This window comes from Pseudomonas sp. GL-R-19 (assembly GCF_019956375.1).
Taxonomy (GTDB): domain Bacteria; phylum Pseudomonadota; class Gammaproteobacteria; order Pseudomonadales; family Pseudomonadaceae; genus Aquipseudomonas.
Window position 1 is genome coordinate 1 of the sequence record NZ_JAHBDJ010000028.1, and the last position, 26391, is coordinate 26391.

Here is a 26391-nt window from a genome sequence, read left to right on the forward strand (position 1 = left end):
GATCTTTTGATCTTGTTTTTAAAAATCAAAAGATCGCAGCCTTCGGCAGCTCCTACAGGGGGGTTGTTTAATATTCGATATGGATCTTAATAAATAGCTTCTTATTCCTTAGCGAATATATCTCGCGTCCCTATAATCGACCGGGAACAGACACGCAGCAGGAGAGCTCCCCATGCGCAACGAATCAATTCGCTACCTGATTGTGCCGGGCTGGCAAGGATCGCCGGAAGATCATTGGCAAAGCCACTGGCAGAACAGCCTGCCGAACAGTGCGCGGGTGGAGCAGGCCGACTGGCTGACGCCACGTCGCGAAGACTGGGTCGCGGCGCTGGCCGAGGCGATTGCTGCCGACAGCACGCCGGTCATCCTGATCGCCCACAGCCTGGGTTGCATCACCGTCGCCCATTGGGCCGCGAGCGCCCCCGTGCAGTTTTTGCGTCAAGTGCGCGGTGCCTTGCTCGTCGCGCCGGCGGATGTCGAGCGCCCGGCCTGCGCGCCGGCCTTGCGTAACTTCGCGCCGATTCCGACGGACCTGCTGCCATTCCCCAGCCAGGTCGTCAGCTCCGACAACGACAGCGCCGTCAGCGCACCGCGTGCCCTGGAACTGGCGCGCCATTGGGGCGCCGAGGCGGGGATTCTGGCGGGGGCGGGACATATCAATGTGAAGTCCGGTCACCAGCGTTGGGAGCAGGGTTTTGCCTATCTCTATCGCCTGCAAAACCGCATGGAACACCACGCCCTGCGCCGCGCTTGAACACTTTCCTTATTTAACGCCCCCGTCTCCCGGCGGTTTTGGGCGGGAGTCTGCCATGAGCTTTGAAACCTTCGGTCAGCCGCTGCTGACCTTTCCCGATGCCGAAAAAAGTCCCCTGAGCATCCGCGCCAAGGCACTGGTGTTTGTCGATCCGCGTTCGCGGCAATTGCGTGAAGACCTGGAGCAACTGGCGGCGCGTTCAGTGTCAGTGCTGATCCGTGGCGAAACCGGCACCGGCAAGGAATTGCTGGCGCGGCATATCCATCGCGCCAGTGATCGCGGCGGGTTGTTCGTGTCGGTCAACTGCGGCGCCATCAGCCCGACCTACGCCGACGCCGAGTTATTTGGCTATGCGGCGGGCAGTTACAGCGGTTCGGCGAGCAGTCGTGCCGGGTGGTTCGGTTCGGCCAACGGCGGGACGTTGTATCTGGACGAAATCGGCGACCTGCCGCTGCCGATCCAGATCAAATTGCTCGCCGCGCTGGAAAACCACGAAGTCACCCGCGTCGGTGCCCAGCAGCCGAGCCCGGTGGATGTGCGACTGGTGGCGGCCACCAGCATCGATCTGGCCCAGGCGGTTGCCGCCGGAAAATTCCATGAACGGCTCTATCACTACCTCAGCGAAGGCCCGCTCGAACTGCCGGCGTTGCGTGAGAGGGTGGGGGATATCCTCTCGCTGGCGGAGTACTTCCTCGGCATCTACAGCCAACGCCTGGACCTGCCAGTGCCGCTGATCAGCGAAGCGGCGCAGCTTGTGCTGGAACGCCACAGTTGGCCGGGCAATACCCGGGAGCTGGAGAACGTCATTCACTTTGCGCTGCTGGTGAGCACCGGCGACGAGATTTTGCCGGAGCATTTGAATTTGCCCGAGGCGTTGGTTTCTTTGGGGCAAATTGAGCAGCAAATAAAGCGTGTCTTTTCCAGCGGTACGCCTGAGGAGCGTCAGGCACTGAAGCAATTGCTGCTTACGACCGGGCTTTTGTAGGAGCTGCCGCAGGCTGCAATCTTTTGATCTCGGCGGCCTCAATGCTATCAAAATCAAAAGATCGCAGCCTGCGGCAGCTCCTACGTGAACAAAATGGAATATGAAAGTGAATAAAGGTTATTGTTCGGGAATAAAAAATCCCGGTATTGTCCGCTTCACGCCAGCGATAGCACTTCACTGGCACCCTCATATTCAAGCCGTCGCCACAAGCGACTGTGATTTTCGATAAGGACACTGCATGAAAAAGGTTCTGTTGTTCACCGCACTGGCGGCTGCCCTGACCGCGGGCCTGGCCCAGGCTGGCGAGAAACTGGTGGTTGCCGCGACCCCGGTCCCACACGCCGAGATTCTCGAGCTGATCAAGCCAACCCTGGCCAAAGAAGGCGTGGACCTGGAAATCAAAGTCTTCACCGACTATGTTCAGCCGAACGTGCAGGTCGACCAGAAGCGTCTGGACGCCAACTACTTCCAGACCCTGCCGTACCTGAAGAGCTTCAACGAAGGTAAAGGCACTCACCTGGAAACCGTGATTGGCGTGCACGTTGAACCTTTCGGCGGCTACTCGAAGAAAGTCAAAACCCTGGCTGAGCTCAAAGATGGCGCGACCATCGCCATCCCGAACGAAGGCAGCAATAGCGGCCGAGCCCTGATCCTGCTGCAGAAGGCTGGCCTGATCGAGTTGAAAGACCCGAATAACGCCGTGTCGACGCCGAAAGACATCGCCAAGAACCCGCACAACTTCAAGTTCAAGGAGCTTGAGTCGGCCATGTTGCCGCGTGTGCTGGATCAGGTCGACCTGGACATGATCAACACCAACTACGCACTGGAAGCGGGCCTGAACCCGGCGAAAGACGCGCTGATCATTGAAGGTGCTGATTCGCCTTACGTGAACTACCTGGTGGCCCGTCCGGACAACAAGGACAGCGTTGCCATCCAGAAACTGGCCAAGGCCCTGACCAGCCCGCAAGTGAAAGCATTCATCGAGAAGAAGTACAGCGGCGCGGTACTGCCGGCGTTCTGATTCGCGAAGCGAACCCCTTTAAGGTTTCAAACGCCGACGGCTGATTTAGCGTCGGCGTTTTTTTATGGGCGATGGATTGCTCAGGCCGGCCTGGCCTTCAACGCCCTGCGCAACGCCATCAATAATTTCAGAATGTCCTGCGGATCCAGCCGTTGCGGCGTTGGTGCGTCTGTCATGTTCTCGTCCTTGTGAGGTTTGGCCGCAAGTCTGGCCAAAATGGGTGCGTCCCTGGAGCTGTGTTTCGAAAAAAAGATCCTTCCTACGGCGCAAGGGAAAATAGACGTCCTCCATCGTCCCGGCAAATCAAGCGCCGTTCAATCTGGCCAATACCATGCCGGTTCATCCAGCATGCGCTGGCCGACAATTGCGGTCTGGCCAAGATTTTTTTCCAGCACGATGCAGTTGCAGTCGGGGTCTTGCTGCAATGCCGAAATCAAGCGCCGGGCATGGGACACCACCCACACCTGGCACTGCCCGCAGGCGCGGATGATCAAGCGCGCCAGCGCCGGCAGCAGATCCGGATGCAGGCTGGTTTCCGGCTCGTTCAACACCATCAGTGTCGGCGGCCGTGGTGTCAGCAGTGCGGCGACCAGCAGCAAATAGCGCAACGTCCCGTCCGACAACTCCGCCGCCGACAACGGCCGCAACAACCCCTCCTGATGAAACTCGATGGCGAAGCGCCCGCCCGACAGCGGTTCGATGGCCAGCCTGGCGCCGGGAAACGCGTCGCTGATCGCGGCTCGCAATGCCTCGGGATCGCCGATTTCGATGATCGTTTGCAAGGCCGCCGCCAAGTCGCGTCCGTCGGGGTGCAGCACCGGCGTGCGGGTGCCCAGTTGCGGCTGGCGCACCGGGGCGTCGGCGTCGCTGCGAAAGTGATCGTAAAAGCGCCAGCGGCGGATGAACTCGCGCATCTGCAAGACTTCCGGCGAGGTGCGAAAACTGCCGACCTGGTCGAACAGGCTGTCGAAAATCGGCGTGTGCTGGGCCAACACTTCCCAACCGCGACCGACGCGGGCGCGGATCATCGGTCCGTCGCGATCCACCAGCAGGCTGGCGGGGCGGTAGAACGGTCCGGACCAGATGCATTCCTTTTTGATCTCCGGGTCGAGGGAGAACGTTGACTGGCTCTGCTCGGGCAGCCCGAGGGCAATCGAGTAGCTGAAATCGTCACCGGCGAATCCCAGGCGCAGGCGTTTGACGCCCCGTCGAACGCTGGCTTCAATCGGCACTTCACCGTTTTGCATACGCCGGGTGATGGTTTCCGGGCCCGCCCAGAAGGTCGAATTCAGCCCGCCTTCACGGGCCAACGCATTGACCACGCCGCCCTGAGCGGTTTCCGCCAGCAGGCGCAGCGCACGGTAAAGGTTGGATTTACCGCTGCCATTAGGGCCGGTGATCAGATTCAGCCGGCCCAGCGGGATCACCAATTTGTTGATCGAGCGGTAATTGGCCACCGCGAGGGTCTTGAGCATATGGATTCCTGAGGCGAGATCGAGCGGGCTCATTTTCAGGTACGTGCAGGCGTCTATGACACGTGTTTTTGGGGGAAAACGTTATGAATTGTTTCTTCATAAAGGGAGCGTGCGTGGTTGAAATCCTGTTCTAAGCTCTCTGTCGAGTTGTCCATAAAAAAGGCCAAGGAGTTTGCATGGCGGTTCCGGGATTGAAAGTAGTCATGGCCTTGAGTGTCGTCACCCTGCTAACGGCTTGCGAGGAGAAAAAACCCGTGCAGGAATACCTGCCACGGGTGTTCGTACAAGTCGTCAAGCCAGCGGATTACGCGGCCTCGGTCACCCTCACCGGTGATATCCAGGCGCGGGTACAGACGGAGCTGTCTTTCCGCGTCGGTGGCAAGATCATCCAGCGCTCGGTTGACGTCGGTGATCGTGTGACCGCCAAGCAAGTGCTCGCCCGGCTCGATCCCAAGGATCTGCAGACCAATGTCGACTCGGCCCAGGCACAAGTGGTCGCCGAACAGGCGCGGGTGAAACAGAGCGCGCAGGCGTTCGTACGTCAGCAAAAACTCTTGCCCAAGGGCTACACCAGCCAGAGCGAATACGACTCTGCTGAGGCCGCCTTGCACAGCAGCCAGAGCGCTCTGAGTGCAGCCCAGGCGCAGCTGGCCAATGCCCGGGATCAGTTGAGCTATACGGCGCTGATTGCCGATGCGCCGGGGATCATTACCGAGCGTCAGGCGGAAGTCGGCCAGGTGGTGCAGGCGACGATGCCGATCTTCAGCCTGGCCCGGGACGGCGACCGCGATGCGGTGTTCAATGTCTATGAATCGCTGCTGGCCGAGAAGCCGCGAGATCACACCATTGTCCTCAGCTTGCTCGACAACCCTGCGATCAAAACCACCGGCACCGTACGCGAAATCACCCCGTCGGTGTCGGCGCAATCCGGAACCGTACAGGTCAAGGTCGGCCTCGACAAACTGCCCGACGGCATGCAGTTGGGTTCGGTGGTGAGTGCCACTGCCAGGGGATCGGGCAAACCGGTCATCGAGTTGCCGTGGTCGGCGCTGACCAAAAACATCAGCAATCCTGCTGTCTGGATTGTAGACGACAAGGGCAAGGCGCAATTGCATTCGGTGACGGTCAGCCGCTACCTGACGGGCAAGGTCATCATCAGCGACGGGTTGAAGGACGGGGACAAAGTCATCATCGCGGGCGGGCAACTGTTGCACCCGGACATGGAAGTCGAGATTGCCGAAAACACTTACAAGGACCTCACGTGGGGAGCAAAGCCATGAAGCCTTTATGGGCGTTGTCCATCGGGCTGGTGCTGAGCGCCTGTTCCAAAAACGAACCGCCGCCGGCGCCAGTACGGCCGGTGCTGTCGATCAAGGTCCAGGCCTTGAGCGAAGAGGACCTGGGTCGCTTCGCCGGCAGTATCCAGGCACGCTATGAAAGCAATACCGGGTTCCGCGTGGGCGGGCGAATCGCCAGTCGTAACGTCGATGTCGGCGCCGAGGTCGAGAAGGGCACATTACTCGCCACCCTTGATCCTTCGGATCAGCAGAACCAATTGCGCTCGGCCCAGGGCGATCTGGCGAAAATCCAGGCGCAACTGATCAACGCCAAGGCCACTGCCCAGCGTCAGCAAGCCTTGTTTGACCGCGGGGTCGGCGCGCAAGCGCAGCTCGACGAGGCCAACACGGACCTGAAAACCACCCAGGCCTCCCTCGATCAGGCCCGGGCAGCCGTCAACCAGAGCAAGGACCAACTGGGCTACACCGAGCTGCGCGCCGACCATAAAGCCGTAGTCACCGCGTGGAGCGCCGAGGCCGGGCAAGTGGTCACGGCCGGTCAGCAAGTGGTGACCCTGGCGCAACCGGACATCAAGGAAGCGGTGATCGACCTGCCCGATACCCTGGTCGATCAACTGCCCAGCGATGTGGTGTTCCTGGTCGCGGCGCAACTCGATCCGAGCATCAACACCACCGCCATCATCCGTGAAATCGAACCTCAGGCCCAAAGCGCCACACGCACCCGTCGCGCCCGCCTGACCCTGGCCGAAACGCCACCAGGCTTTCGCTTGGGTACGGCCATCAGCGTCACCCTGAGCTCGGCGATCAAGCCGCGCATCGAGTTGCCTGTCACCGCGCTGCAGGAGGTCGATGGCAAGCCACGCATCTGGGTGATCGATGCACAGAGTAAAACCGTCTCCCCCCGTGACGTCACCGTGATCAGCCGCACCGACAGCACTGTGGTGCTGGCCGACGGCGTGAAGAACGGCGAGCGAGTGGTCAGTGCCGGTGTGAACAGTCTCAAGCCGGGGCAACAAGTGAAAATCGACGAGGACAGTCAATGAAAGGGCCTTTCAACCTCTCGGAATGGGCTCTCAAGCATCAGTCGTTCATCTGGTATCTGATGTTCGTTGCGTTGCTGATGGGTGTGTTCTCGTACTTCAACCTGGGACGCGAAGAAGACCCTTCGTTCACCATCAAAACCATGGTGATCCAGAGCAAATGGCCGGGGGCGACCCAGGAGGAAACCCTCAAGCAGATCACTGACCGGATCGAGAAAAAGCTCGAAGAGCTCGACTCCCTCGACTACGTGAAAAGCTACACGCGCCCCGGTGAATCGACGGTGTACGTGTACCTGCGCGACACCACCAGTGCCAAGGACATTCCGGAAATCTGGTACCAGGTGCGCAAGAAGATCAACGACATCAAATACCAGTTCCCGCAAGGCATACAGGGGCCGTCGTTCAACGATGAGTTCGGTGACGTCTTCGGCTCGATCTACGCCTTCACCGCCGACGGCCTGACGCTGCGTCAGTTGCGCGACTACGTGGAACAGGCGCGCATGGAAATTCGCGGTGTGCCGGGGTTGGGCAAGATCGAAATGGTCGGCCAGCAGGACGAAGTGCTGTACCTGAACTTCTCCACACGCAAACTCGCAGCGCTGGGCATTGATGAGCGTCAGGTGGTGCAGAGCCTGCAAACCCAGAACGCCGTGACCCCGGCGGGTGTCATCGAGGCCGGGCCGGAGCGGATATCGGTGCGGACCTCAGGGAAGTTCGCTTCGGAGAAAGACCTGGCCGAGGTCAACCTCAAGCTCAACGACCGCTACTATCGTCTGGCCGACATTGCCGAAATCAGCCGTGGCTACGTCGATCCGGCCTCGCCGGAATTCCGCTACAACGGCAAGCAGGCCATCGGCCTGGCGATCGCCATGCAGAAGGGTGGCAACGTCCAGGCATTCGGCAAGGCTTTGCACACCCGTATCGACGAGTTGACCGCCGACCTGCCGGTCGGTGTCGGCATCTACAACGTCTCCGACCAGGCCGTAGTGGTGGAAGAAGCCGTCGGCGGCTTTACCAGCGCGTTGTTTGAAGCGGTGGTGATCGTGCTGCTGGTCAGCTTCGTCAGCCTCGGTGTGCGCGCCGGGCTGGTGGTGGCGTGCTCGATCCCGTTGGTGCTGGCGATGGTGTTCGTGTTCATGGAGTACAGCGGCATCACCATGCAGCGGATTTCCCTCGGGGCACTGATCATCGCCCTCGGCCTGCTGGTGGACGATGCGATGATCACCGTGGAAATGATGGTCACCCGTCTGGAATTGGGCGAGACCAAGGAGCAGGCGGCGACCTTCGCCTACACCTCCACGGCGTTCCCGATGCTCACCGGAACGCTGGTGACCGTGGCGGGCTTCGTGCCGATCGGCTTGAACGCCAGTTCTGCCGGTGAATACACCTACACCCTGTTTGCGGTGATTGCCTGTGCGATGCTGGTGTCGTGGGTGGTGGCGGTGCTGTTTGCGCCGGTGATCGGCGTGCACATCCTCAGCACCAACGTGAAACCCCACGAAGGCGAACCCGGGCGCATCGGCAAGGCGTTCAACGGCGGGCTGCTGTGGTGCATGCGCAATCGCTGGTGGGCCATTGGCATCACCGTGCTGTGCTTTGTACTGGCGGTGTTCAGCATGCGTTTTGTGCAGAATCAGTTCTTCCCGTCTTCGGATCGTCCGGAAATCCTGGTGGACCTGAACCTTCCGCAAAACGCCTCGCTCGACGAAACCCGTCGGGCGGTCGATCGTCTCGAAGCTACGCTCAAGGACGACCCGGACATCGTGCGCTGGAGCACCTACGTCGGTCAGGGTGCCATCCGCTTCTACCTGCCACTGGACCAGCAACTGCAAAACCCGTTCTACGCACAGTTGGTGATCGTCAGCAAAGGCCATACCCGCGAGGCCATGATGCAGAAGCTTCGTGAGCGTTTGCGCAATGACTTCGTCGGCATCGGCAGTTATGTCCAGGCACTGGAAATGGGCCCGCCGGTAGGGCGTCCGATCCAGTACCGGGTCAGCGGCAAAGACGTCGATCAGGTGCGTCGGCATGCCATCGACCTGGCCACCGAGCTGGACAAGAACCCGCACGTTGGCGAGATCATCTACGACTGGAACGAGCCGGGCAAAGTCCTGCGCATCGACATCGCCCAGGACAAGGCGCGGCAGTTGGGGTTGTCTTCCGAGGATGTGGCCAACCTGATGAATGGCATCGTCAGCGGCCAGACGGTGACCCAGGTCGATGACGACATTTACCTGATCAACGTGGTCGGTCGCGCGGTGGATTCCGAGCGCGGTACGCCGGAAACCCTGCAGAACCTGCAGATCGTCACGCCTGGCGGCACGTCGATTCCACTGCTGGCATTTGCCACGGTGCGTTACGAACTGGAGCAGCCGTTGGTATGGCGTAGGGATCGCTTGCCGACCATCACCATCAAGGCGGCAATACGCGACGAGATCCAGCCGACCGACCTGGTGAAAATCCTCAAGCCATCCATCGATGCTTTCGCAGCCAAATTACCCGCGGGCTACAAGGTCGCCACCGGTGGTACGGTGGAGGAAAGCGGCAAGGCCCAGGGACCGATTGCCAAGGTCGTGCCGCTGATGCTGTTCTTGATGGCGACCTTCCTGATGATCCAGTTGCACAGCGTGCAGAAGCTGTTCCTGGTGGCCAGCGTCGCGCCGCTGGGGCTGATCGGCGTGGTGATCGCGCTGGTGCCGACGGGCACGCCCATGGGCTTCGTGGCGATCCTCGGGATTCTGGCGCTGATCGGTATCATCATCCGTAACTCGGTGATCCTAGTGACCCAGATCGAGGAATACGAGCTGAAGGGCTACGCGCCGTGGGATGCGGTGGTGCAGGCCACCGAGCATCGACGTCGGCCGATCCTGTTGACCGCGGCGGCAGCGAGCATGGGGATGATCCCGATTGCCCGGGAAGTGTTCTGGGGGCCGATGGCCTACGCAATGATCGGCGGGATCGTCATCGCCACCTTGCTGACGCTGCTGTTTTTGCCGGCGCTGTATGTGGCCTGGTACAAGATTCGCGAGCCGAAGAAGGAGGTGCGGTAAGGCGAGCGCTTCGCGCTCATCGCGAGCAGGCTCGCTCCTACAGGTTGACCGCGATCAACTGTAGGAGCGAGCCTGCTCGCGATGGCGTCCGAATGGGCTACACAGCTTTACGCCAGACACTCGCCAACCAGGGCTGCTGCTCCCGCGGCAGCCCGGCCGGCCGGTAGTAATGCTCCAGCTCCACAAACCCCGCCTCGATCAACAATTGCTGCCAGGCCGCCAGGTCGTGATACGACCCATAACGCGCCCCGTTCCAGCCTTCCTGATTCTCGCCACGGGGATTGGAACTGAACAACACCCCACCCGGTTTCAGCGCCGCGCGCAGTTGCTTCAACACCCGAGGCAATTCCTGACGAGGAACATGAAACAGCACCGCATTGGCAAATATCCCGTCGAAACGCTCGGCCGGCAGATCAAGCTTCAGGAAATCCTGCTGCCACACCTCGCACCCGCTGTCCTCACGGGCCATCTGCGCGAGTTTTTCCGAACCGTCCAGGCCGATCGCCTTGTGGCCCATGCGGGTGAAGGTTTGCAGATCACGTCCCGGTCCACAGCCGAAGTCGAGAATGTCGAAAGGCGCCTCACCCTGAATATGCCGCAGCAGGGCATCGATGTTCTGGCTGACGTCGTGATCGCGCGTGCCTTCACGAAAGTCCTCGGCGACCGCGTTGTAATGGCCGAGGGTCGTGGTGGTGATCTGTTCGAGGTCGTCGGGTGTTTGCTTCATGGTCGGCTGCGCAGGCAATTTGGATTTACCGAATATACGCCATGGAGCCGGGGGCTGCTGCGCAGCCCATCGCGAGCAGGCTCGCTCCTACATCGTGCCGTGCACAAATTTAATGAGCGGCGAGGATCAACTGTAGGAGCGAGCCTGCCCGCGATGACGGTGGCACAGACAGCAAATGACTCAATCCTTTTTCATCCCCAAACACTCAATGGAGTGATCCACCATCGCCTTGGCAATCTCCAGCAAATGCCAGATCGAGTACACCATCGCCCGGTCGGCGCCCTCGAGTTGATCGCCACACTGATACGCGGTGACCGAAGCGCAGCGCAGCAGGTCGGCGACATAGAGCTGGGTGTCTTCAAAGCTCACGTCCTTGCTGACGTTGTAGAAGCGCATTTCATCGGTTGGTGTGGGTTGCTTGCCGGTGAGATAAAAATCGATGGCTCGGTAAAGCGCTGATCGATCCCTGAGAGGGTCTTCAGTGCCGGTTTCGGTGGAGGGATTTTCGGGAGGTGGATCGGGAACGGGTTTCTTCATTGGTAAAACTCCTGACTATTAGTTGGAGCCAACCGATTTCGCGACTAAACGAATAGGGGGTGGCGGCTGCACACAGGTTAGTCGACCGGCCGCCAGGCAAAACCGGCGCACCACGAGGGTGCCCTGCGCACAGCCACCATAAAATTCAGGCAATAAAAAACACCTGACAAAAGGTGACGCTGTGCGCCCGGCGCGGATCCGGGCGACTAAACCCGATCACTGATGAGCAGTGACGGACCGAGACTAGCCACCGAATTCGGCAGGCGCAAGCGAGCAAAATGATCTAGGAAACGTCCTGCAAAAGAAAGGGAACAGGCCTGCAAAACCGCTGATTTTCCTGTACGAAATATCATCAAGATCGCCACTCGTGTAGGAGCGAGCTTGCTCGCGAAAAACCTGAGGGCGCCACTGGGAATCTGGTTTCCCGCGTTATCGTTGACCTCCATCGCGAGCAGGCTCGCTCCTACAGGGCTAGCGCTTGTTCAACCCCCGTGCCAACCGGTCCCCACCCAACTGAATCACCGCCACCAACGCCACCAGCAGCACAATCACCGTCAGCATGATCTGGCTGTCGAACCGCTGATACCCATATCGATACGCAATGTCCCCCAACCCGCCCGCACCAATCGCCCCGGCCATGGCTGATGAGTTGATCATCGTCACCAGGGTAATGGTGAACCCCCCGACAATCCCGGGCAGCGCTTCCGGCAGCAAAACGTGCCAGACGATGTGCCAGCGTCGGCAGCCCATGGCTTGTGCCGCTTCGATCAAACCGTGGTCGACCTCGCGCAGACTGACCTCGGCAATACGCGCAAAGAACGGCGTGGCGGCAATGGTCAGCGGCACCACGGCCGCCCATACGCCATAGGTGGTACCGACGATCAATCGGGTGAACGGAATCAGCGCCACCATCAGAATCAAAAAAGGGACTGAGCGGAATAAATTCACGAATGCGCCCAAAGCACGGTTCAACGCTGGCGCTTCGTAGATGCCGCCCCTGGAGCTGGTGACGAGAATGACCGCCAGCGGAATGCCCGCCAACAGCGCGATCAATGACGACACGCCGACCATCAAGAACGTGTCGATGAAACCCTGCAGCAAGCGATCAAACCACATAGCCCAATACCTCCACCTGTTGCGCCCATGGGCTGGCGCGCTGACGCAACTCTTCGGCAGCGAGGGGTGAGTCTGTCACCGCCAGCAGCAGTTGCCCGAGGGCATGCCCCTGAATCCGTTCCACGCCACCCTGCAACAGCCGCACGCGGCCACCGAGGGCGCTGAACAGCGCGGCCAGGTCCGGTTCGTCACGTTGGCTGCCGGTGAACTGCAAGCGCAGGACTACGGCGGCGTCCGAGGAATTTGGTTGCGGCTGCAAACGGCTTTGCAGCTCTTTGGGCAATGCATGTTGCAATGGCGCGAGCAACGTCTTGCTGACCTCATGCTGCGGATTGCCGAACACTTCCCAGACCGGTCCCTGCTCGACGATGCGCCCGTGTTCCAGCACCACGACCCGATCACAGATCTCACGGATCACCGCCATCTCGTGGGTGATCAGCACAATGGTCAGGCCCAGACGCTGATTGATCTCGCGCAGCAGGCCGAGGATCGATTGCGTGGTCTCCGGGTCCAGCGCCGAGGTGGCCTCATCACACAGCAGAATTTCCGGGTCATGCACCAGCGCCCGGGCGATGCCCACGCGCTGTTTCTGCCCGCCGGACAATTGCGCCGGGTAAGCCTTGTGTTTGGCCTGCAAGCCGACCAGTTCCAGCAGTTCGCGTACCTTCTGTTCGCGTTGTTCCTTGGGAACACCGGCGACTTTCAGCGGCAGCTCGACGTTCTGCCAAACGGTCTTTGCCGACATCAGGTTGAAGTGCTGGAAGATCATGCCGATGCGCCGACGCAGCGCCACCAGGCGGTCTTCGTCGAACCCGCCGATGTCCACCTGATCGATCAGCACCCGACCGCTGCTCGGTTGTTCCAGGCGGTTGATGGTGCGGATCAGCGACGACTTGCCGGCGCCGCTGCGGCCGATGATGCCGAACACTTCGCCACGCTGGATTGCCAGGTCGATGCCGTGCAACGCAGCCACCGGGCCTTGCTGGCCGTTGTAGGTTTTACCCAGATTGATGAAGCGCACATGAGCGCGATTGAGCTCGGGATGCAGCTCGGTTTGTTCAGCATGCTCTGATAAAAGGCGCGGCTCTGGAATCTCCAGTCGCCGTTGGATGGCGGCGGTCATGTTCAGCTTTCCCAACCGGCTTGATAGAGCTTGCCGTGAGCCTTATCCAGCGCGGCGCGCACTGCCGGCGAATGCTGGTAGATGTCGACGAACCTGATCAGGCGCGGGTCGGTTTTGCTCTTGGGCTGGATCACGAACTGAATCACGTACTCCTTGTGATCGAGGCCGTCGAACAGCAGCGCGGAGCCGGCATCGAAGGTTTTCGACAAGCGAATGTAGGCGGGGTAGCCCTGCACCAGATCGGCGTCGTCATAGGCGCGTACCAGTTGCACGGCTTCGACCTGGAGGATCTTGATGTGCTTCGGGTTGGCGATGATGTCTTCTTCGGTGGCCTTGTAGCCGACGCCGGGCTTGAGGGTGATCAGGCCGGCCTTGGCCAGCAGCTGCAAGCCACGACCGCTGTTGATCGGATCGTTGGCGATGGCCACGCTGGCGCCTTGCGGCAGTTCGTCGAAACTTTTGTATTTCTTCGAGTAGAGACCGACGTTGTTGATGATCCCCGGCGCGAATGGCACCAGATCGAAACCCGAGGCGGCCTTGGCGTTTTCCAGGAACGGGATGTGCTGGAAGTAATTCACGTCGATGTCGCCGGCGGCGAGACTGACGTTCGGCGCGATCCAGTCGCTGAACTCCACTAGCTCGACTTTCAGGCCTTGTTTGCCGGCTTCTTCGACAGCGGCTTCAAGGGGAATGGCGAAGGCGGCGGTGGTGCCGATTTTCAGTGGCGCGTCGGCGGCGAAAGTCACCGAGCTGAACAGGCCGAGGGTCAGGGCCAGTGCTTTGACTGGGTGGGAGAGGTAGTGCTTTTTCATGATGAGTTATCCAGTCAGTGCATAGAATTTGTGGTGCTTGGTCGGGCCTCTTCGCGAGCAGGCTCGCTCCCACAGTGGATCTTGGGTGTTCACAAAACCCCTGTGGGAGCGAGCCTGCTCGCGAAGCTTTTTAGCGGCGGTAAGCCGAGCCGGTATGTTGCTCAGGCAAATGCGCCTCCCGCTGAAACAGCTTTTCACGCAAGGTGCCATTGTCATAAGCGGTCTTGTACGAGCCCCGCCGTTGCAACTCGGGAATCACCAGCTCAATGAAATCCTCATAGCTTTCCGGCGTGACGATGCGGGTCAGGTTGAAGCCATCCAGCCCGGTTTCGGCGATCCAGGATTCCAGCTCATCAGCCACTTGCTGCGGTGAGCCGACTACGGTGATGTAGCGACCGCCGAGGGCGTGTTGCTCCAGCAGTTTGCGTCGGGTCCAGTCGTTGTTTTGCAGGTGTTGGGTGGCGGACTGGATCGCGTTGCTCTTCACGTACTGGATCGGCTCGTCGATTTCATACTGAGAAAAATCGATCCCGGTGGACGCCGAGAAGTGCGCAACACCGGCCTCTGCGCTGGCGTAGCTCAGGTACTCGGCGTGCTTGGCCCAGGCCAGTTCTTCGGTGGCGTCAACGATCACGTTCAGGCCCATGAACACCTTGATGTCCTCTGGATTGCGCCCGGCGGAGGCGGCCGCGGCGCGTACCTTGTCCACCTGGGCCTTGGTCGATGCCTTGGTCTGGCCGCTGATGAATACGCACTCGGCATGTCGCCCGGCGAACAGCAAACCGCGATCCGAGCTGCCCGCCTGGAACAGTACCGGCGTGCGCTGCGGCGAGGGTTCGCACAGGTGATAACCCTCGACCTGATAGAACTCGCCCTTGTGCTCGACCTTGTGCACTTTGTCCGGCTGCGCATAGATCCGTTGCCGTGGGTCGTTGAGCACCGCACCGTTTTCCCAACTGCCTTCCAGGAGTTTGTAGAGCACCTCCAGGTATTCGTCGGCCTGGTCATAGCGGCGGTCATGCTCGACCTGTTCGCTCAGGCCCATGGCCTTGGCGGCGCTATCGAGATAGCCGGTGACGATGTTCCAGCCGACACGCCCGCGGCTCAGGTGATCCAGCGTCGACAGGCGGCGGGCGAACAGGTACGGCGCTTCGTAGGTGAGGTTGGCGGTCAGGCCGAAACCGAGGTTTTTCGTCACCGCCGCCATCGCTGAAACCAGCAGCAGCGGATCGTTGACCGGCAACTGGATCGACTCTTTCAACGGCACGGCCACCGAGTTCTGGTAGACGTCGTAGACCCCGACGATGTCGGCGATGAACAGGCCGTCGAATAGCCCGCGCTCCAGCAACTGCGCCAGTTCGGTCCAGTATTCGAGGGTGTTGTAGCGGGTTGATGTGTCGCGCGGGTGCGTCCACAAACCGTGGTTGATGTGCCCGATGCAGTTCATGTTGAACGCGTTGAGCAGGATTTTCTTTTTCGCGGCGGTCATCAAATGGTCCCCCGCAATGGCGGGTTTTCATCGTTGAGGTAGTAATTGCCGACGGCGTGGTACTTCCAGCGCACCGGGTCGTGCAGCGTGTGCACCCGGGCGTTGCGCCAGTGGCGGTCGTGGCCGTATTCGATCAAGGTCGCCTGGCTGCCGGCCAGTTCGAACAGCGTGCTGCCGGCGGCCAGGGAGATTTCGGTGCTGAGGGCGCGGGCTTCGGCGACGGCAATCGACGCGGCCGCGACGGTCTCGGCATGGGTGTCGGCCTGGGCCTGGTCGAGGTATTCACCGGCACGCTCCAGCAGCGCCTCGGCGGCGTGCAGGCGAATGCTCAGGTGGCCGAAGCTCTTGAGGGTCAGTGGATCGTCCGTGGCTTTTTCGTGGGTGGCGTCGATCCACGGCCGGGTTTTGCTGCGCACGAAGTGCAGCGCATCTTCATACGCGGCGCGGGCGATGCCGGTGTCGATGGCAGCATGGAGAATCTGCGCCAGCGGGCCGACCGGGGTCGGACGCTCGAAAGCGCTTTGAAAGGGGATGACATCTTCGGCAGCGACGTAGACATCTTCGAACACCACCGAACCGCTGCCGGTGGTGCGCTGGCCGAAGCCGCTCCAGTCGTCGATCACGCTCAGGCCCTTGCTGTTGCGCGGGACGAACGCCAGTTGCTGCACGCCGTTTTCATCCACCACCGAAGTGGGAATGCGCTGGGCGTAGATCGCGCCGGTGGCGTAGAACTTGCGGCCATCGATGCGATAGCCGCTGGCGTCGCGAGTCAGGCTGGTGATGCGATCGTGTGCGGTTTTGGTGCCCAGTTCGGCCAACGCATTGCCGAAGCGCTGGCCGGCCAAGACTTCGGCGTACAGGCGTTTTTTCTGCTCGTGGCTACCGTTCACCCGCAGTACTTCGAGGGCATAGAAATGGTTCTGCGGGATCTGCCCCAGGGAGCCGTCGGCCCGGGCGATCAAGGCGATGACCTTGGCCAGGGTGACGTTGGAAACACCGGCGCCGCCGTATTCCTTCGGCACGCTGATGCCCCACAGGCCCGAGCGGGAAAACACTTCCAGTTCCGGGTGTGGCAAGCGGCGTTCGCGGTCGCGTGCGGCGCTGTCGCGCTTGAAGTCTTCGGCAAGGTCGCTGGCGACGATCAGGGCTTGTTCATCGCTGGTGATGACCGCGACGTGGTGAGAACTTGTCATGTGTTTCTCCAGAGCTCTGGTAAAAAGTGTTCTGGTCGTCAGATCCAGGAATGGCGATTCGGCAGCGTGCCGTTGAGGCGATAGGCGCCGACCGCGTGATACTTCCACCGCACCGGATCGTGCAGGGTGTGCACCCGGGCGTTGCGCCAGTGGCGGTCGAGGTTGAATTCGGCGAGGGTGGCGCGGCTGCCGGCCAGCTCGAGCAGCTTTTCGCTGGCCAGCAACGAAATCTCGGTGGTCAGCACTTTGGCTTCGGCCACGGCGATCGAGGCGCGGGCGGCGGACTCGGCGGTGAAGGGTGCGGCGCTGACGTCATCGAGCACTTGCCCGGCCTTGCGCAGCAGCGCTTCGGCGGCGTGCAGTTCGATTTTCAACCTGCCGATATCGGCGATCACGTAAAGGTCATCGCTGGCCCGCTCGACCTTGGCGTCGATCCATGGTCGGGCGCGGGTTTTCACGAAGTCGATGGCGTCGTCGATGGCGCCTCGGGCGATACCGGCGTCGATGGCCGCTTGAATCAGTTGCGAGACGGCACCCTGGATGTTCGGCGTGTCGTTGATCCGCCAGTTATCCACCACCAACTCAGGATCGGCCTGCACGTTGTTGAGCAAAATCGTGCCGCTGGCGGTGGTGCGCTGACCAAAGCCGGACCAGTCATCGACGATGCGCAATCCCGGTGTGCCGCGCCGGACGAACGCCAACACTTGTTTGCCATCGTCGTTCAACGCTTTGACCGCGACCCAGTGGGCGAACAGTGCACCGGTGGAATAGAACTTCTGGCCATTGAGGACGCCGTCAGCGGTAATGCGCGCCTTCAGCTCCAGGGTGTTTTTGGTGCCGCGTTCCGGCCCGGCATTGCCGATGCGCCAGCCATCCAGGACGCTTTTGAACAGTTGTCTTTTCTGTGCTTCGGTGGCACTGCCGAGCACCAGGTTGAGAATGCCGAACTGGTTTTGCGGGATCTGCCCAAGCGCCGGGTCTGCCGCGGAAATGATCGCGAAAACCTCGGCCAGGGTGACGAACGAAACTTGCGGGCCACCGTACTCGCGGGGGATGGAAATGCTGCCCAGGCCGCTGCGGGTGAACTGTTCGATTTCAGACCATGGGAGCTTGCGCTGCCGGTCACGTTTGGCTGCTTGCAGACGGGCGACTTGCGCCAGTTCGTGGGCCGCTCTGATGGCTTGAGCATCGTTGCTCAAGACTTTTGCGGGCAACAACGGGGGGGCGATGTCCAGGTCACTCTGGACGATTGCATCTGCCAGACTGGACATCAGTGCCGCTCCTTGGCTGCACGCAATGCCCTGGCGATCTGCACTGGGGTGATTGTGTTCCGGACCATACCTACCTCACATCTTATGGAAGCGCCGCTTGTGGCCGCGCATGAAAACAAGGATGTCCGGTGGTCCGGTGTATATACCCTAAACGTGTATAAATATTTTATGAACTAACTTTTAGGAATATGCATAGAAGGTCAAAAGATCGCAGCCTGCGGCAGCTCCTACAGGTTGACGACGATGCGCGTAGGAGCTGCCGCAGGCTGCGATCCTTTGATTTCAAGCCAGGACTCATTGCTTGCGGGATTCGGCAGCCTTGAGCACTTTTTTCGGGAGGACTTTCAGATAAGGACTGGCACAACCGATCTTCAGCGTGCGAGCCGGCGCCCAGCGAGAGTTGTTGCCCACCCGGTCGAGAATGCAGTACGTCACTTCCAGCCGCAGGTCTTCACCGGCTTCGAGGATGATGGCCGGCGGTATCCAGACCTGGATCGGCTGGCCCACATCAGCGGACTTGAGCCGTGGCAGATCCATGCGCAAGTCGCCCCAGCGCAGGGTGATTTCGTCGTCGACGGCCATGTTCAGGTATGGCTCGATGGTCAAGGGAACACCGCGTTTGACCTGACTCGGATTGACCCCCTGACGGCGAATCGCCTCGGGAATGCCCACCGGTGCCAGGCACTGGTTTTCATCGCCGCACAGTGCGGAGGGTTGGCCGCCGGGGCAGTCGAGTTTGATCTGCACGTTGCGGCTGGCCGATACCGCCGGGCCCCGGCCAACTTGCATGACCCGGTAGTGAATGCGCGAAGTACCGTTGGCGACAAAACTTTCAGGCACCCGCAGCTGCACCGGTTGGCCGACATCGCAGGCCGTCAGCACGCGGGAGGCCACGTAGCAGTTGTCCCAGAACAGTTCGATCAGGTCACCTGCGTCCATGGCGGGGTAGGGTGCCACATCGATCAGCAGGTGCGCCGCGCAAGTGACGTTGATACCGGTCTTGTTGGATTGCGCCAGGGTCGGGGCCGCAAGCCCGGATTTGTTTGAGGTGCTGTTCATGAAGTCTCCTTGAAGTCTTGCAACGAAGTCCGTTTCTGGAATAGCAAAAACTGAAAATCGAACAAAAAACCATTCATTACTTCGAGTTGAAATAATGAGTTAGGCGTGATGAGTGTCGCTGGGTGGAGACTAGATAAGAGTCAGGAAGATCAGGTGTCAATAAGTTTTGTTAGTAATGAGTGAAGTGTGATGTTATTCAGAAAGTTCCTACGACCCCAAGTAATTAAACCATGTCTGTGCGTCGAATTTGTCTGCTGAAATCGGGGGGATATGGGCAGGTTGGTGAAAACCATCGGCTCGGACCTGCGATAGAGGATCTGATCGATTTGGCACTGTTTAATTGTTGTGATGCATGTATTTGTACCGTGCGCGCGTACAGGATTTGCATGTTCAATAGATGAGTTTAGTTTGGTATTGATGAGGTGTATTTCGAGGGGACGGTCACTTCCATCCATGGAAGTTTACCGTTGTTGCGCAGGGTTATTAGTTGTGAACGTTATTAAGGAACTTGCTCAGGAACTGTTTTGTCCGCTCTTCTTTCGGGTTGGCAAACAACGCCTTCGCTTCGCCTTGCTCGACGATCACACCCTTGTCGAAAAACACCACACGGTTGGCCACGTCCCGGGCAAAGCCCATTTCGTGGGTGACGATCACCATGGTGCGCTTCTCTTCGGCCAGGCCGCGGATGGTCGCCAATACCTCACCCACCAGCTCCGGGTCGAGGGCCGAGGTCGGTTCATCGAACAGGATCACTTCCGGCTCCATCGCCAGCGCCCGGGCAATCGCCACGCGCTGTTGCTGACCACCGGAGAGGCGACGCGGGTAAGCGTCCTCCTTGCCTGCCAGGCCGACCTTGGCCAACAGTTTTTTACCCAGGGCCACGGCGTCGGCGTGCGGGGTCTTCTTGACCACGATCGGGCCTTCGATGACGTTTTCCAGAGCCGTGCGATGGGGGAACAGGTTGAAGTTCTGGAACACGAAACCTACGTGCTGGCGCAAACGCCGCACCAGGCTCTGCTGCTGGTTCAGGGGACGGCTGGTATCGACTTCGATATCGCCGACCTTGATCCGGCCGCTGGTGGGTTCTTCCAGAAAATTCAGGCAGCGCAGGAAGGTGGTCTTGCCCGAACCGCTTGGGCCGATGATCGCAACCACCTCGCCTTCCTTGACCTCAAGATCGATGCCGTTGAGCACGACTTGACCCTTGAACTGCTTTGTCAGTTTTTCCACGACAATCATCGGGTCAGGACTCCTGGTCGTGCCGATTGACCCGCGCTTCCAACTGGTTCTGCAGGTGCGACAGCACCGTAGCCAAAACCCAGTAGATCAGTGCGGCGGCAAGATACATGGTGAAGATTTCGAAGGTACGGGCGGTGATCAGCTGCGCCTGGCGGAACAGTTCCGGCACCTGGATGGTGGCTGCCAGTGCGGTGTCCTTGACCAGCGAAATGAAGCTGTTGCCCAGCGGCGGCAATGCGGTGCGCATCGCCTGCGGCAGGATGGCCCGGCGCAGGGTCTGCGCACGGGTCATGCCGATACTGGCAGCCGCTTCCCACTGGCCGCGCTCGATGGAGCTGATCGCGGCACGCAGGATTTCACAGGCGTAGGCGGCCATGTTCAGCGAGAAGCCGATCAGGGCCGCCGGCAGCGGATCGAGTTCCAGACCCAATTGCGGCAAGCCGTAATAGATCACGAACAGTTGCACCAGCAACGGCGTGCCGCGAAAGAACGACACGTACATGCGGGCGATCCAGCTCACCAGTTTGAAGCGCGACAGGCGCATCAGCGCCAGGCCGAACCCCATCACCAGGCCGAAGAACATCCCGCCCAGGCTGAGGATCACCGTGTAGTACGCGCCCTTGAGCAGAAAGGGCACGGAGTCCAGTGCGAGTTGGAAAGCGTCTCCCATTATTGAGTGACGTCAGCGCTGAAGTATTTTTCCGACAGCTTTTTCAGCGTACCGTCGGCACGCAGCTTATCGATGGCCTTGTTCACTGCGGCCAGCAGTTCAGGCTCGCCTTTGCGCAGGGCAATGCCGGCTTCCTGACGGGAGAACGCATCACCGGCGGCGGTGGTGTCCTTGGCCTTCTTGGCATATTCCAGCGCGGCCAGGCGGTCGATCAGAATGGCGTCGATACGGCCGACACGCAGGTCCTGGAACTTGGTCGGATCATCTTCGTAGGTGCGGATGTCAGCGGTCGGCACATTGGCTTTGACCCACTCTTCGTAGTTGGTGCCCAGGCCTACGCCGACTTTCTTGCCAGACAGGTCGGCGGCGGACTTGATGTTCAGCTCGGCGGCCTTCTTCGTCAGCACCAGTGCCTGAATCCCGGAAACGGTGTAGGGCTCGGAGAAGTCATACTTCTTCTTGCGTTCTTCGGTGATGGTCACCTGGTTGATCACTGCGTCCAGACGCTTGGATTCCAGGGCGGCGAGGATGCCTTCCCATTTGGTTGGTTGCAGTTTGACTTTCACACCCAGCTCTTTGGCCAGGGCTTCGGAGAACTCGACTTCGAAGCCGGCCAGTTTGCCGTCGGCGTCGACGAAACTGAACGGTGGGTAGGTGCCTTCCAGGCCGACGTTGATCACGCCTTTGTCCTTGATTTGTTGCAGTTGCTCACCGGCAACCGCTTGGCCAATCAGGCCGGCGCCCAGTGCCAGGCCCAGCGAGCCCACCAGCAGATTGCGACGTAGTGCGGAAAAATTCATGACAAGCCCCTGTGTTTTCTTATGGAAGACGCTTTAGGAAAGTTGGCAAATTCGGGATTTTGAAGACTGCAATATCCTGCACTAAAGCAGCGTATGCGTCTCGTTACAAATTCGCCTGCGGCGTGACTATAAGACGACACAGTTAGATAAGAAAATAATAAATATTCTATTTATTATTCATTAATTGAATATGTGGTGCCAAAGGAAAAGATCGCAGCCTGCGGCAGCTCCTACAGGTACATGGCGATCCCTGTAGGAGCTGCCGCAGGCTGCGATCTTTTGATCTTCTGAATTACCTACAGAAAATTTTTGTAGGCAAACAACGCCGGCGCCCCACCGGTGTGCAGGAAGATAATCGGGCCTTCGTCGAAACGCTGACGCCCGATCCCGTCCAGCAAGCCCGCCATGGCCTTGCCGGTGTAGACCGGGTCCAGCAGCAAGCCTTCCTGACCCGCCAGCAGCTTCACCGCCGCCAGTGTTCCGGCATTCGGCTCGCCATAACGCGGGGCGAAATACTCATCCCACAACTCGACTTTGAAAGCGTCCGGCAGGTTCACGCCCAGCAGCTCGGCAGTGCGTTCGGCCAGGCCTTGAACCTTTGGCCGCTGATCTTCATCGCTGCGCGAAACCGTCACGCCGATCACTGGGAGATCCGGCAGTACTTCACTCAAGGCCAGTGCCAGGCCGCTGTGAGTGCCGGCGCTGCCCGAGGCCAGGACCACGGCGGCGAACTTCAGGCCGGTGTCCTTGATCTGCTCGGCCAGTTCCAGCCCGGCGCGCACGTAACCCAGGGCGCCCAAGGCATTGGAGCCACCGATCGGTACCAGGTACGGCTTCTTGCCGTTGCTGCGCAGTCGGCCAGCCAGGGCTTGCAGTTGTTCATCGGCGTTGTCGAGGTTTTCCACCAGTTCGACCTTGGCATCGAACAGGTCGAGCAGCAGCCGGTTGCCGTTGCCGGTGTAATTGCTGTCGTCAGTGCCCAGAGGATTTTCCAGTAGGGCTACGCAGCCCAGGCCCAACTTGGCGGCAATGGCGGCGGTCTGGCGCACGTGGTTCGATTGCAACGCGCCGGCGGTGATCAAGGTGTCGGCACCTTGGGCCAAGGCATCGGCGGCCAGGTACTCGAGTTTGCGCAGCTTGTTGCCGCCCATCGCCAGCGGCGTCAGGTCATCGCGCTTGACGTACACGTCGCGGCCCAGCCAGGTCGACAGGCGTTCGAGTTTTTCCAGGGCGGTGGGTTGACCGAGCAGGTCGAGGCGGTTAAAGCGGGCGAGTTGTTGTTTGATCATGGGTCCGTACTGGCCGTGGAGGATTTCAGGACTATAGGCAGGCCCCAAAGCCTGGGCAACCATCAATCGCTTATAGCCAATCGAACTGAGCACAGCACTATTGGTTCTTAATTTGCCTCGCGACCCTTGCCGTAAAGTAATCGCCGTCAGTGCGGCCAGACTGTCCGGCCGCCCGTGAGGAGTTTTTACCGTGAGTGAGCGTTCCAGCCATTGGCAATTGCAGACCATCGTCAGCCAGCTGCGCACGGCACGTGAGCAGTGGCGTGCACAAAACGGCCGGGCCAGCGGCGAGCAGGGCGGTCGCGAACTGCCCTCCCGGGCGGCCATGGCAGAGATTCTCGAAGCCCTGTGCGGGGCGCTGTTCCCGATGCGCCTGGGGCCGGTTGACCTGCGCGAAGAAAGCGAAGACTTCTACGTCGGTCATACGCTGGATGTGGCGCTAAATGCGCTGTTGGCCCAGGCGCGACTCGAATTGCGCTACGCCGCGCGCCACAGTGCCCAGGCCGATACCGAAGTCGAAGCCCGGACCATCCAGATCATTCAGGACTTCGCCCTCGCTCTGCCAGGGTTGCGCAGCCTGTTGGACACCGACGTACTGGCTGCCTATCACGGTGACCCGGCGGCGCGCAGTGTCGATGAAGTGCTGTTGTGCTATCCGGGAATTCTGGCGGTGATTCATCATCGCCTGGCCCACCATTTGTACCGCGCCGGGCTGCCGTTGCTGGCGCGGATCAGTGCGGAAATCGCCCACTCGGCCACCGGCATCGACATTCACCCCGGCGCGCAGATCGGCCGCAGTTTCTTCATCGACCACGGGACCGGCGTGGTGATCGGCGAAACCGCGATCATCGGCGAACGCGTGCGGATTTATCAGGCGGTGACTTTGGGCGCCAAGCGCTTCCCGGCGGACGAAGATGGTCAGTTGCAGAAAGGCCAGCCACGGCATCCGATTGTCGAGGATGACGTGGTGATTTATGCCGGGGCGACGATTCTCGGGCGGATCACCATCGGTCAGGGCTCGACCATTGGCGGTAACGTCTGGCTGACCCGCAGCGTGCCGGCGGGGAGCAACCTGACCCAGGCGAATCTGCAGCATGATGATGGGGCGCAGAAGTAATCTCGATTTCTGCTGACTGTAGGAGCCGTAGGAGCTGTCGAGTGAAACGAGGCTGCGATCTTTTCAAGTGCGCCGCAAAAGTCAAAAGATCGCAGCCTTCGGCAGCTCCTACAGAATCCCCCCAATCCCCGCCTCATCCCCTTCCTTAAGCGAGTGTACGAAAGCTACCGCCGAGCCCTGCGATTAGTCCTTAGCCCCCTATCTATGTTTAACTTGAACGTTCATTCAAGTTAAACCGGCGGTTCGCTGCCCGCTCACAACAGGAGGCTTGCCTTTGCTGAGTCCGATTTCTACAGCCACGTTTTTCCCCCTCGAGGTGCACCGTACATGAGTGCATCGTCCATCCCTCCAAGCGGTCTGATCCGCATGAATCCGCCGGTGTTCTGGTTCTCGGCGAGTTTCATTCTGTTGTTTGGTGTCGTTGTCATCGCCATGCCCGAGCAGGCCGGTGCCTGGTTGCTGGCGGCGCAAAACTGGGCGGCCAACACAGTCGGCTGGTATTACATGCTGGCGATGACCCTGTATCTGGTCTTCGTGGTGGTCACCGCCTTGTCCGGCTACGGCAAGATCAAGCTCGGTGCCGACCACGACGAACCCGAATTCAGCTATCTATCCTGGGCCGGCATGCTGTTCGCCGCCGGGATCAGCATCACTCTGTTTTTCTTCTGTGTGTCCGAGCCGCTGACCCATATGCTGCAACCGCCCCAAGGCGAGGCTGGTACGGCAGATGCGGCGCGCCAGGCGATGCAGATTCTGTTTCTGCACTGGGGCCTGCATGGCTGGGGCGTGTTCGCCTTTGTCGGCATGGCGCTGGCTTACTTTGCCTACCGGCATAACCTGCCACTGGCCCTGCGTTCGGCGCTGTATCCGCTGATCGGCAAGCGCATCAACGGCCCGATCGGTTACGCGGTGGACGGCTTTGGCATCATCGCCACGGTGTTCGGCCTCGGCGCCGACATGGGCTTCGGCGTGTTGCACCTCAACTCGGGCCTGGACTACCTGTTTGGCATCGCCCACACCCAATGGATTCAGGTCGGCCTGATCACCTTGATGATGGGGGCAGCGATCATCGTTGCCGTATCCGGCGTCGACAAGGGTGTGCGGGTCATGTCCGACATCAACATGCTGCTGGCCTGTGCGCTGTTGCTGTTTGTGTTGTTCGCCGGCCCCACGCAGCACTTGCTCAACACGCTGATCCAGAACCTCGGCGACTATCTCGGCGCCTTGCCGATGAAGAGTTTCGACCTGTACGCCTACGACAAACCCAGCGACTGGCTGGGCGGCTGGACGGTGTTCTACTGGGCCTGGTGGATCGCATGGTCGCCGTTTGTGGGCCTGTTCATCGCACGGATTTCCCGTGGCCGGACGATCCGTGAATTCGTCTTCGGCGTGCTGCTGATTCCGCTCGGTTTCACCCTGGCGTGGATGTCGATTTTCGGTAACAGCGCCATCGACCAAGTGCTCAACCACGGCATGAGCGCGCTCGGCATGTCGGCCATCGATAATCCGTCGATGACGCTGTACCTGCTGCTGGAAACCTACCCGTGGAGCAAAACCGTCATCGCGGTCACGGTGTTCATCAGCTTCGTGTTTTTTGTCACCTCCGCCGACTCCGGCACCGTAGTGCTGTCGACACTGTCCGCCAAGGGCGGCAACCCCGATGAAGACGGGCCGAAATGGTTGCGAGTGTTCTGGGGCGCGATGACTGCGCTGGTGACCAGTGCATTGCTGTTCTCGGGCAGCATCGATGCGTTGAAGTCGGCGGTGGTCCTGACCTCGCTGCCGTTCTCGTTGATTCTGCTGTTGATGATGTGGGGGCTGCACAAGGCGTTTTATCTGGAATCGCAGAAGCAGATTGCGCAGATGCATTCACTGGCACCGGTGTCCGGATCACGGCGGGGCGGCTGGAGGCAACGTTTGAGTCAGGCGGTGCATTTCCCTTCGCGGGACGAGGTTTATCGCTTTCTCGATACGATGGTGCGCCCGGCGATTGAAGAAGTGTCTGCCGTGTTCCGGGAGAAGGGCTTGCATGTGGTGACGCATCCCGATCCGGCGACTGACAGCGTCAGCCTGGAGATCGGCCACGGCGATCAACATTCGTTCGTTTATCAGGTGCAGATGCGCGGTTACTTCACGCCGTCGTTTGCCCGTGGCGGCATGGGTTCCAAGCAACTCAACAATCGCCGCTACCACCGGGCCGAAGTGCATTTGAGCGAGGGCAGCCAGGATTACGACCTGGTGGGCTACACCAAGGAGCAGATCATCAACGATATCCTCGACCAGTACGAAAGGCACATGCAGTTTCTGCATCTGGTGCGTTGATCAG

22 protein-coding genes are annotated in these 26391 nt (G+C 60.1%); 8 read left to right on the forward strand and 14 right to left on the reverse strand.

What is annotated here, in order from left to right; translation table 11 throughout:
* Nucleotides 1-172: 172 nt before the first annotated feature.
* The 3 genes from KGA83_RS15755 to KGA83_RS15765 all read left to right on the forward strand — a co-directional run bounded on the left by KGA83_RS15755 (nucleotide 173) and on the right by KGA83_RS15765 (nucleotide 2760).
* The gene (locus KGA83_RS15755) at nucleotides 173-754 is read left to right on the forward strand and encodes an alpha/beta hydrolase (protein WP_108216096.1); all 582 of its coding nucleotides are present in this window, start codon (nucleotides 173-175) and stop codon (nucleotides 752-754) included.
* Between the two features lie 55 nt (nucleotides 755-809).
* Complete coding sequence (locus KGA83_RS15760) at nucleotides 810-1739, forward strand: sigma 54-interacting transcriptional regulator (protein ID WP_108216097.1); 930 nt, start codon at nucleotides 810-812, stop codon at nucleotides 1737-1739.
* Nucleotides 1740-1977: 238 nt separating this feature from the next.
* Nucleotides 1978-2760, forward strand: a complete 783-nt coding sequence (locus tag KGA83_RS15765) for a MetQ/NlpA family ABC transporter substrate-binding protein (protein WP_108216098.1) — start codon at nucleotides 1978-1980, stop codon at nucleotides 2758-2760.
* 314 nt (nucleotides 2761-3074) lie between these two features.
* Here the strand turns inward: KGA83_RS15765 and KGA83_RS15770 are convergent, their stop codons facing one another.
* Nucleotides 3075-4235, reverse strand: coding sequence for an AAA family ATPase (locus KGA83_RS15770; protein ID WP_108216099.1), 1161 nt, complete (start codon nucleotides 4233-4235; stop codon nucleotides 3075-3077).
* A 176-nt stretch (nucleotides 4236-4411) separates the two neighbouring features.
* Here KGA83_RS15770 and KGA83_RS15775 point away from each other — a divergent pair, with 176 nt between their 5' ends.
* From KGA83_RS15775 to KGA83_RS15785, 3 genes are read left to right on the forward strand one after another with little or no spacing between them, the layout of a single operon-like run.
* On the forward strand, nucleotides 4412-5515 hold the full coding sequence (locus KGA83_RS15775) for an efflux RND transporter periplasmic adaptor subunit (protein WP_108216100.1): 1104 nt from the start codon (nucleotides 4412-4414) through the stop codon (nucleotides 5513-5515).
* Complete coding sequence (locus KGA83_RS15780; protein WP_108216101.1) at nucleotides 5512-6576, forward strand: efflux RND transporter periplasmic adaptor subunit; 1065 nt, start codon at nucleotides 5512-5514, stop codon at nucleotides 6574-6576. The genes KGA83_RS15775 and KGA83_RS15780 overlap by 4 nt, the downstream gene beginning before the upstream one ends.
* The gene (locus KGA83_RS15785) at nucleotides 6573-9623 is read left to right on the forward strand and encodes an efflux RND transporter permease subunit (protein WP_108216102.1); all 3051 of its coding nucleotides are present in this window, start codon (nucleotides 6573-6575) and stop codon (nucleotides 9621-9623) included. Before KGA83_RS15780 ends, KGA83_RS15785 begins: the two co-directional genes overlap by 4 nt.
* Nucleotides 9624-9720: 97 nt before the next feature.
* Here the strand turns inward: KGA83_RS15785 and KGA83_RS15790 are convergent, their stop codons facing one another.
* The 13 genes from KGA83_RS15790 to KGA83_RS15850 form a co-directional block, all read right to left on the reverse strand.
* Nucleotides 9721-10350, reverse strand: coding sequence for a class I SAM-dependent methyltransferase (locus KGA83_RS15790; protein ID WP_223530139.1), 630 nt, complete (start codon nucleotides 10348-10350; stop codon nucleotides 9721-9723).
* 180 nt (nucleotides 10351-10530) lie between these two features.
* Entirely contained in the window at nucleotides 10531-10887 is a 357-nt protein-coding gene (locus KGA83_RS15795; RefSeq protein ID WP_223530141.1) for a DUF6124 family protein, read from the reverse strand.
* 471 nt (nucleotides 10888-11358) lie between these two features.
* The gene (locus KGA83_RS15800) at nucleotides 11359-12003 is read right to left on the reverse strand and encodes a methionine ABC transporter permease (protein WP_108216106.1); all 645 of its coding nucleotides are present in this window, start codon (nucleotides 12001-12003) and stop codon (nucleotides 11359-11361) included.
* Nucleotides 11993-13126, reverse strand: a complete 1134-nt coding sequence (locus KGA83_RS15805; RefSeq protein ID WP_223530142.1) for a methionine ABC transporter ATP-binding protein — start codon at nucleotides 13124-13126, stop codon at nucleotides 11993-11995. Before KGA83_RS15805 ends, KGA83_RS15800 begins: the two co-directional genes overlap by 11 nt.
* A 2-nt stretch (nucleotides 13127-13128) precedes the next feature.
* Entirely contained in the window at nucleotides 13129-13938 is an 810-nt protein-coding gene (locus tag KGA83_RS15810; protein ID WP_223530143.1) for a MetQ/NlpA family ABC transporter substrate-binding protein, read from the reverse strand.
* 130 nt (nucleotides 13939-14068) lie between these two features.
* On the reverse strand, nucleotides 14069-15427 hold the full coding sequence (locus KGA83_RS15815; protein ID WP_223530144.1) for an LLM class flavin-dependent oxidoreductase: 1359 nt from the start codon (nucleotides 15425-15427) through the stop codon (nucleotides 14069-14071).
* Nucleotides 15427-16620 (reverse strand): SfnB family sulfur acquisition oxidoreductase, encoded by a 1194-nt coding sequence (locus KGA83_RS15820; RefSeq protein WP_223530145.1) that lies wholly within the window; start codon nucleotides 16618-16620, stop codon nucleotides 15427-15429. The genes KGA83_RS15815 and KGA83_RS15820 overlap by 1 nt, the downstream gene beginning before the upstream one ends.
* A gap of 38 nt (nucleotides 16621-16658) precedes the next feature.
* A complete protein-coding gene (locus KGA83_RS15825) occupies nucleotides 16659-17891 on the reverse strand; it encodes an SfnB family sulfur acquisition oxidoreductase (protein WP_108216111.1) in 1233 nt (410 codons plus the stop codon).
* Nucleotides 17892-18185: 294 nt separating this feature from the next.
* The gene (locus tag KGA83_RS15830) at nucleotides 18186-18950 is read right to left on the reverse strand and encodes a hypothetical protein (protein WP_108216112.1); all 765 of its coding nucleotides are present in this window, start codon (nucleotides 18948-18950) and stop codon (nucleotides 18186-18188) included.
* 483 nt (nucleotides 18951-19433) lie between these two features.
* Complete coding sequence (gene tcyN / locus KGA83_RS15835) at nucleotides 19434-20189, reverse strand: L-cystine ABC transporter ATP-binding protein TcyN (protein ID WP_223530146.1); 756 nt, start codon at nucleotides 20187-20189, stop codon at nucleotides 19434-19436.
* Nucleotides 20190-20193: 4 nt separating this feature from the next.
* Nucleotides 20194-20859 (reverse strand): cystine ABC transporter permease, encoded by a 666-nt coding sequence (gene tcyL, locus KGA83_RS15840; RefSeq protein ID WP_108216114.1) that lies wholly within the window; start codon nucleotides 20857-20859, stop codon nucleotides 20194-20196.
* The gene (gene tcyJ / locus KGA83_RS15845; RefSeq protein WP_223530147.1) at nucleotides 20859-21659 is read right to left on the reverse strand and encodes a cystine ABC transporter substrate-binding protein; all 801 of its coding nucleotides are present in this window, start codon (nucleotides 21657-21659) and stop codon (nucleotides 20859-20861) included. Before tcyJ ends, tcyL begins: the two co-directional genes overlap by 1 nt.
* A gap of 296 nt (nucleotides 21660-21955) precedes the next feature.
* On the reverse strand, nucleotides 21956-22948 hold the full coding sequence (locus tag KGA83_RS15850) for a D-cysteine desulfhydrase (RefSeq protein ID WP_108216116.1): 993 nt from the start codon (nucleotides 22946-22948) through the stop codon (nucleotides 21956-21958).
* A 190-nt stretch (nucleotides 22949-23138) separates the two neighbouring features.
* Here KGA83_RS15850 and epsC point away from each other — a divergent pair, with 190 nt between their 5' ends.
* Both epsC and betT read left to right on the forward strand, forming a co-directional pair.
* Nucleotides 23139-24065 carry a serine O-acetyltransferase EpsC gene (gene epsC, locus KGA83_RS15855; RefSeq protein WP_108216117.1) on the forward strand — a complete coding sequence of 309 codons (927 nt, stop codon included), beginning with the start codon at nucleotides 23139-23141 and terminating at the stop codon, nucleotides 24063-24065.
* Nucleotides 24066-24431: 366 nt separating this feature from the next.
* Entirely contained in the window at nucleotides 24432-26387 is a 1956-nt protein-coding gene (betT, locus tag KGA83_RS15860) for a choline transporter BetT (protein ID WP_178086782.1), read from the forward strand.
* Nucleotides 26388-26391: the final 4 nt, after the last annotated feature.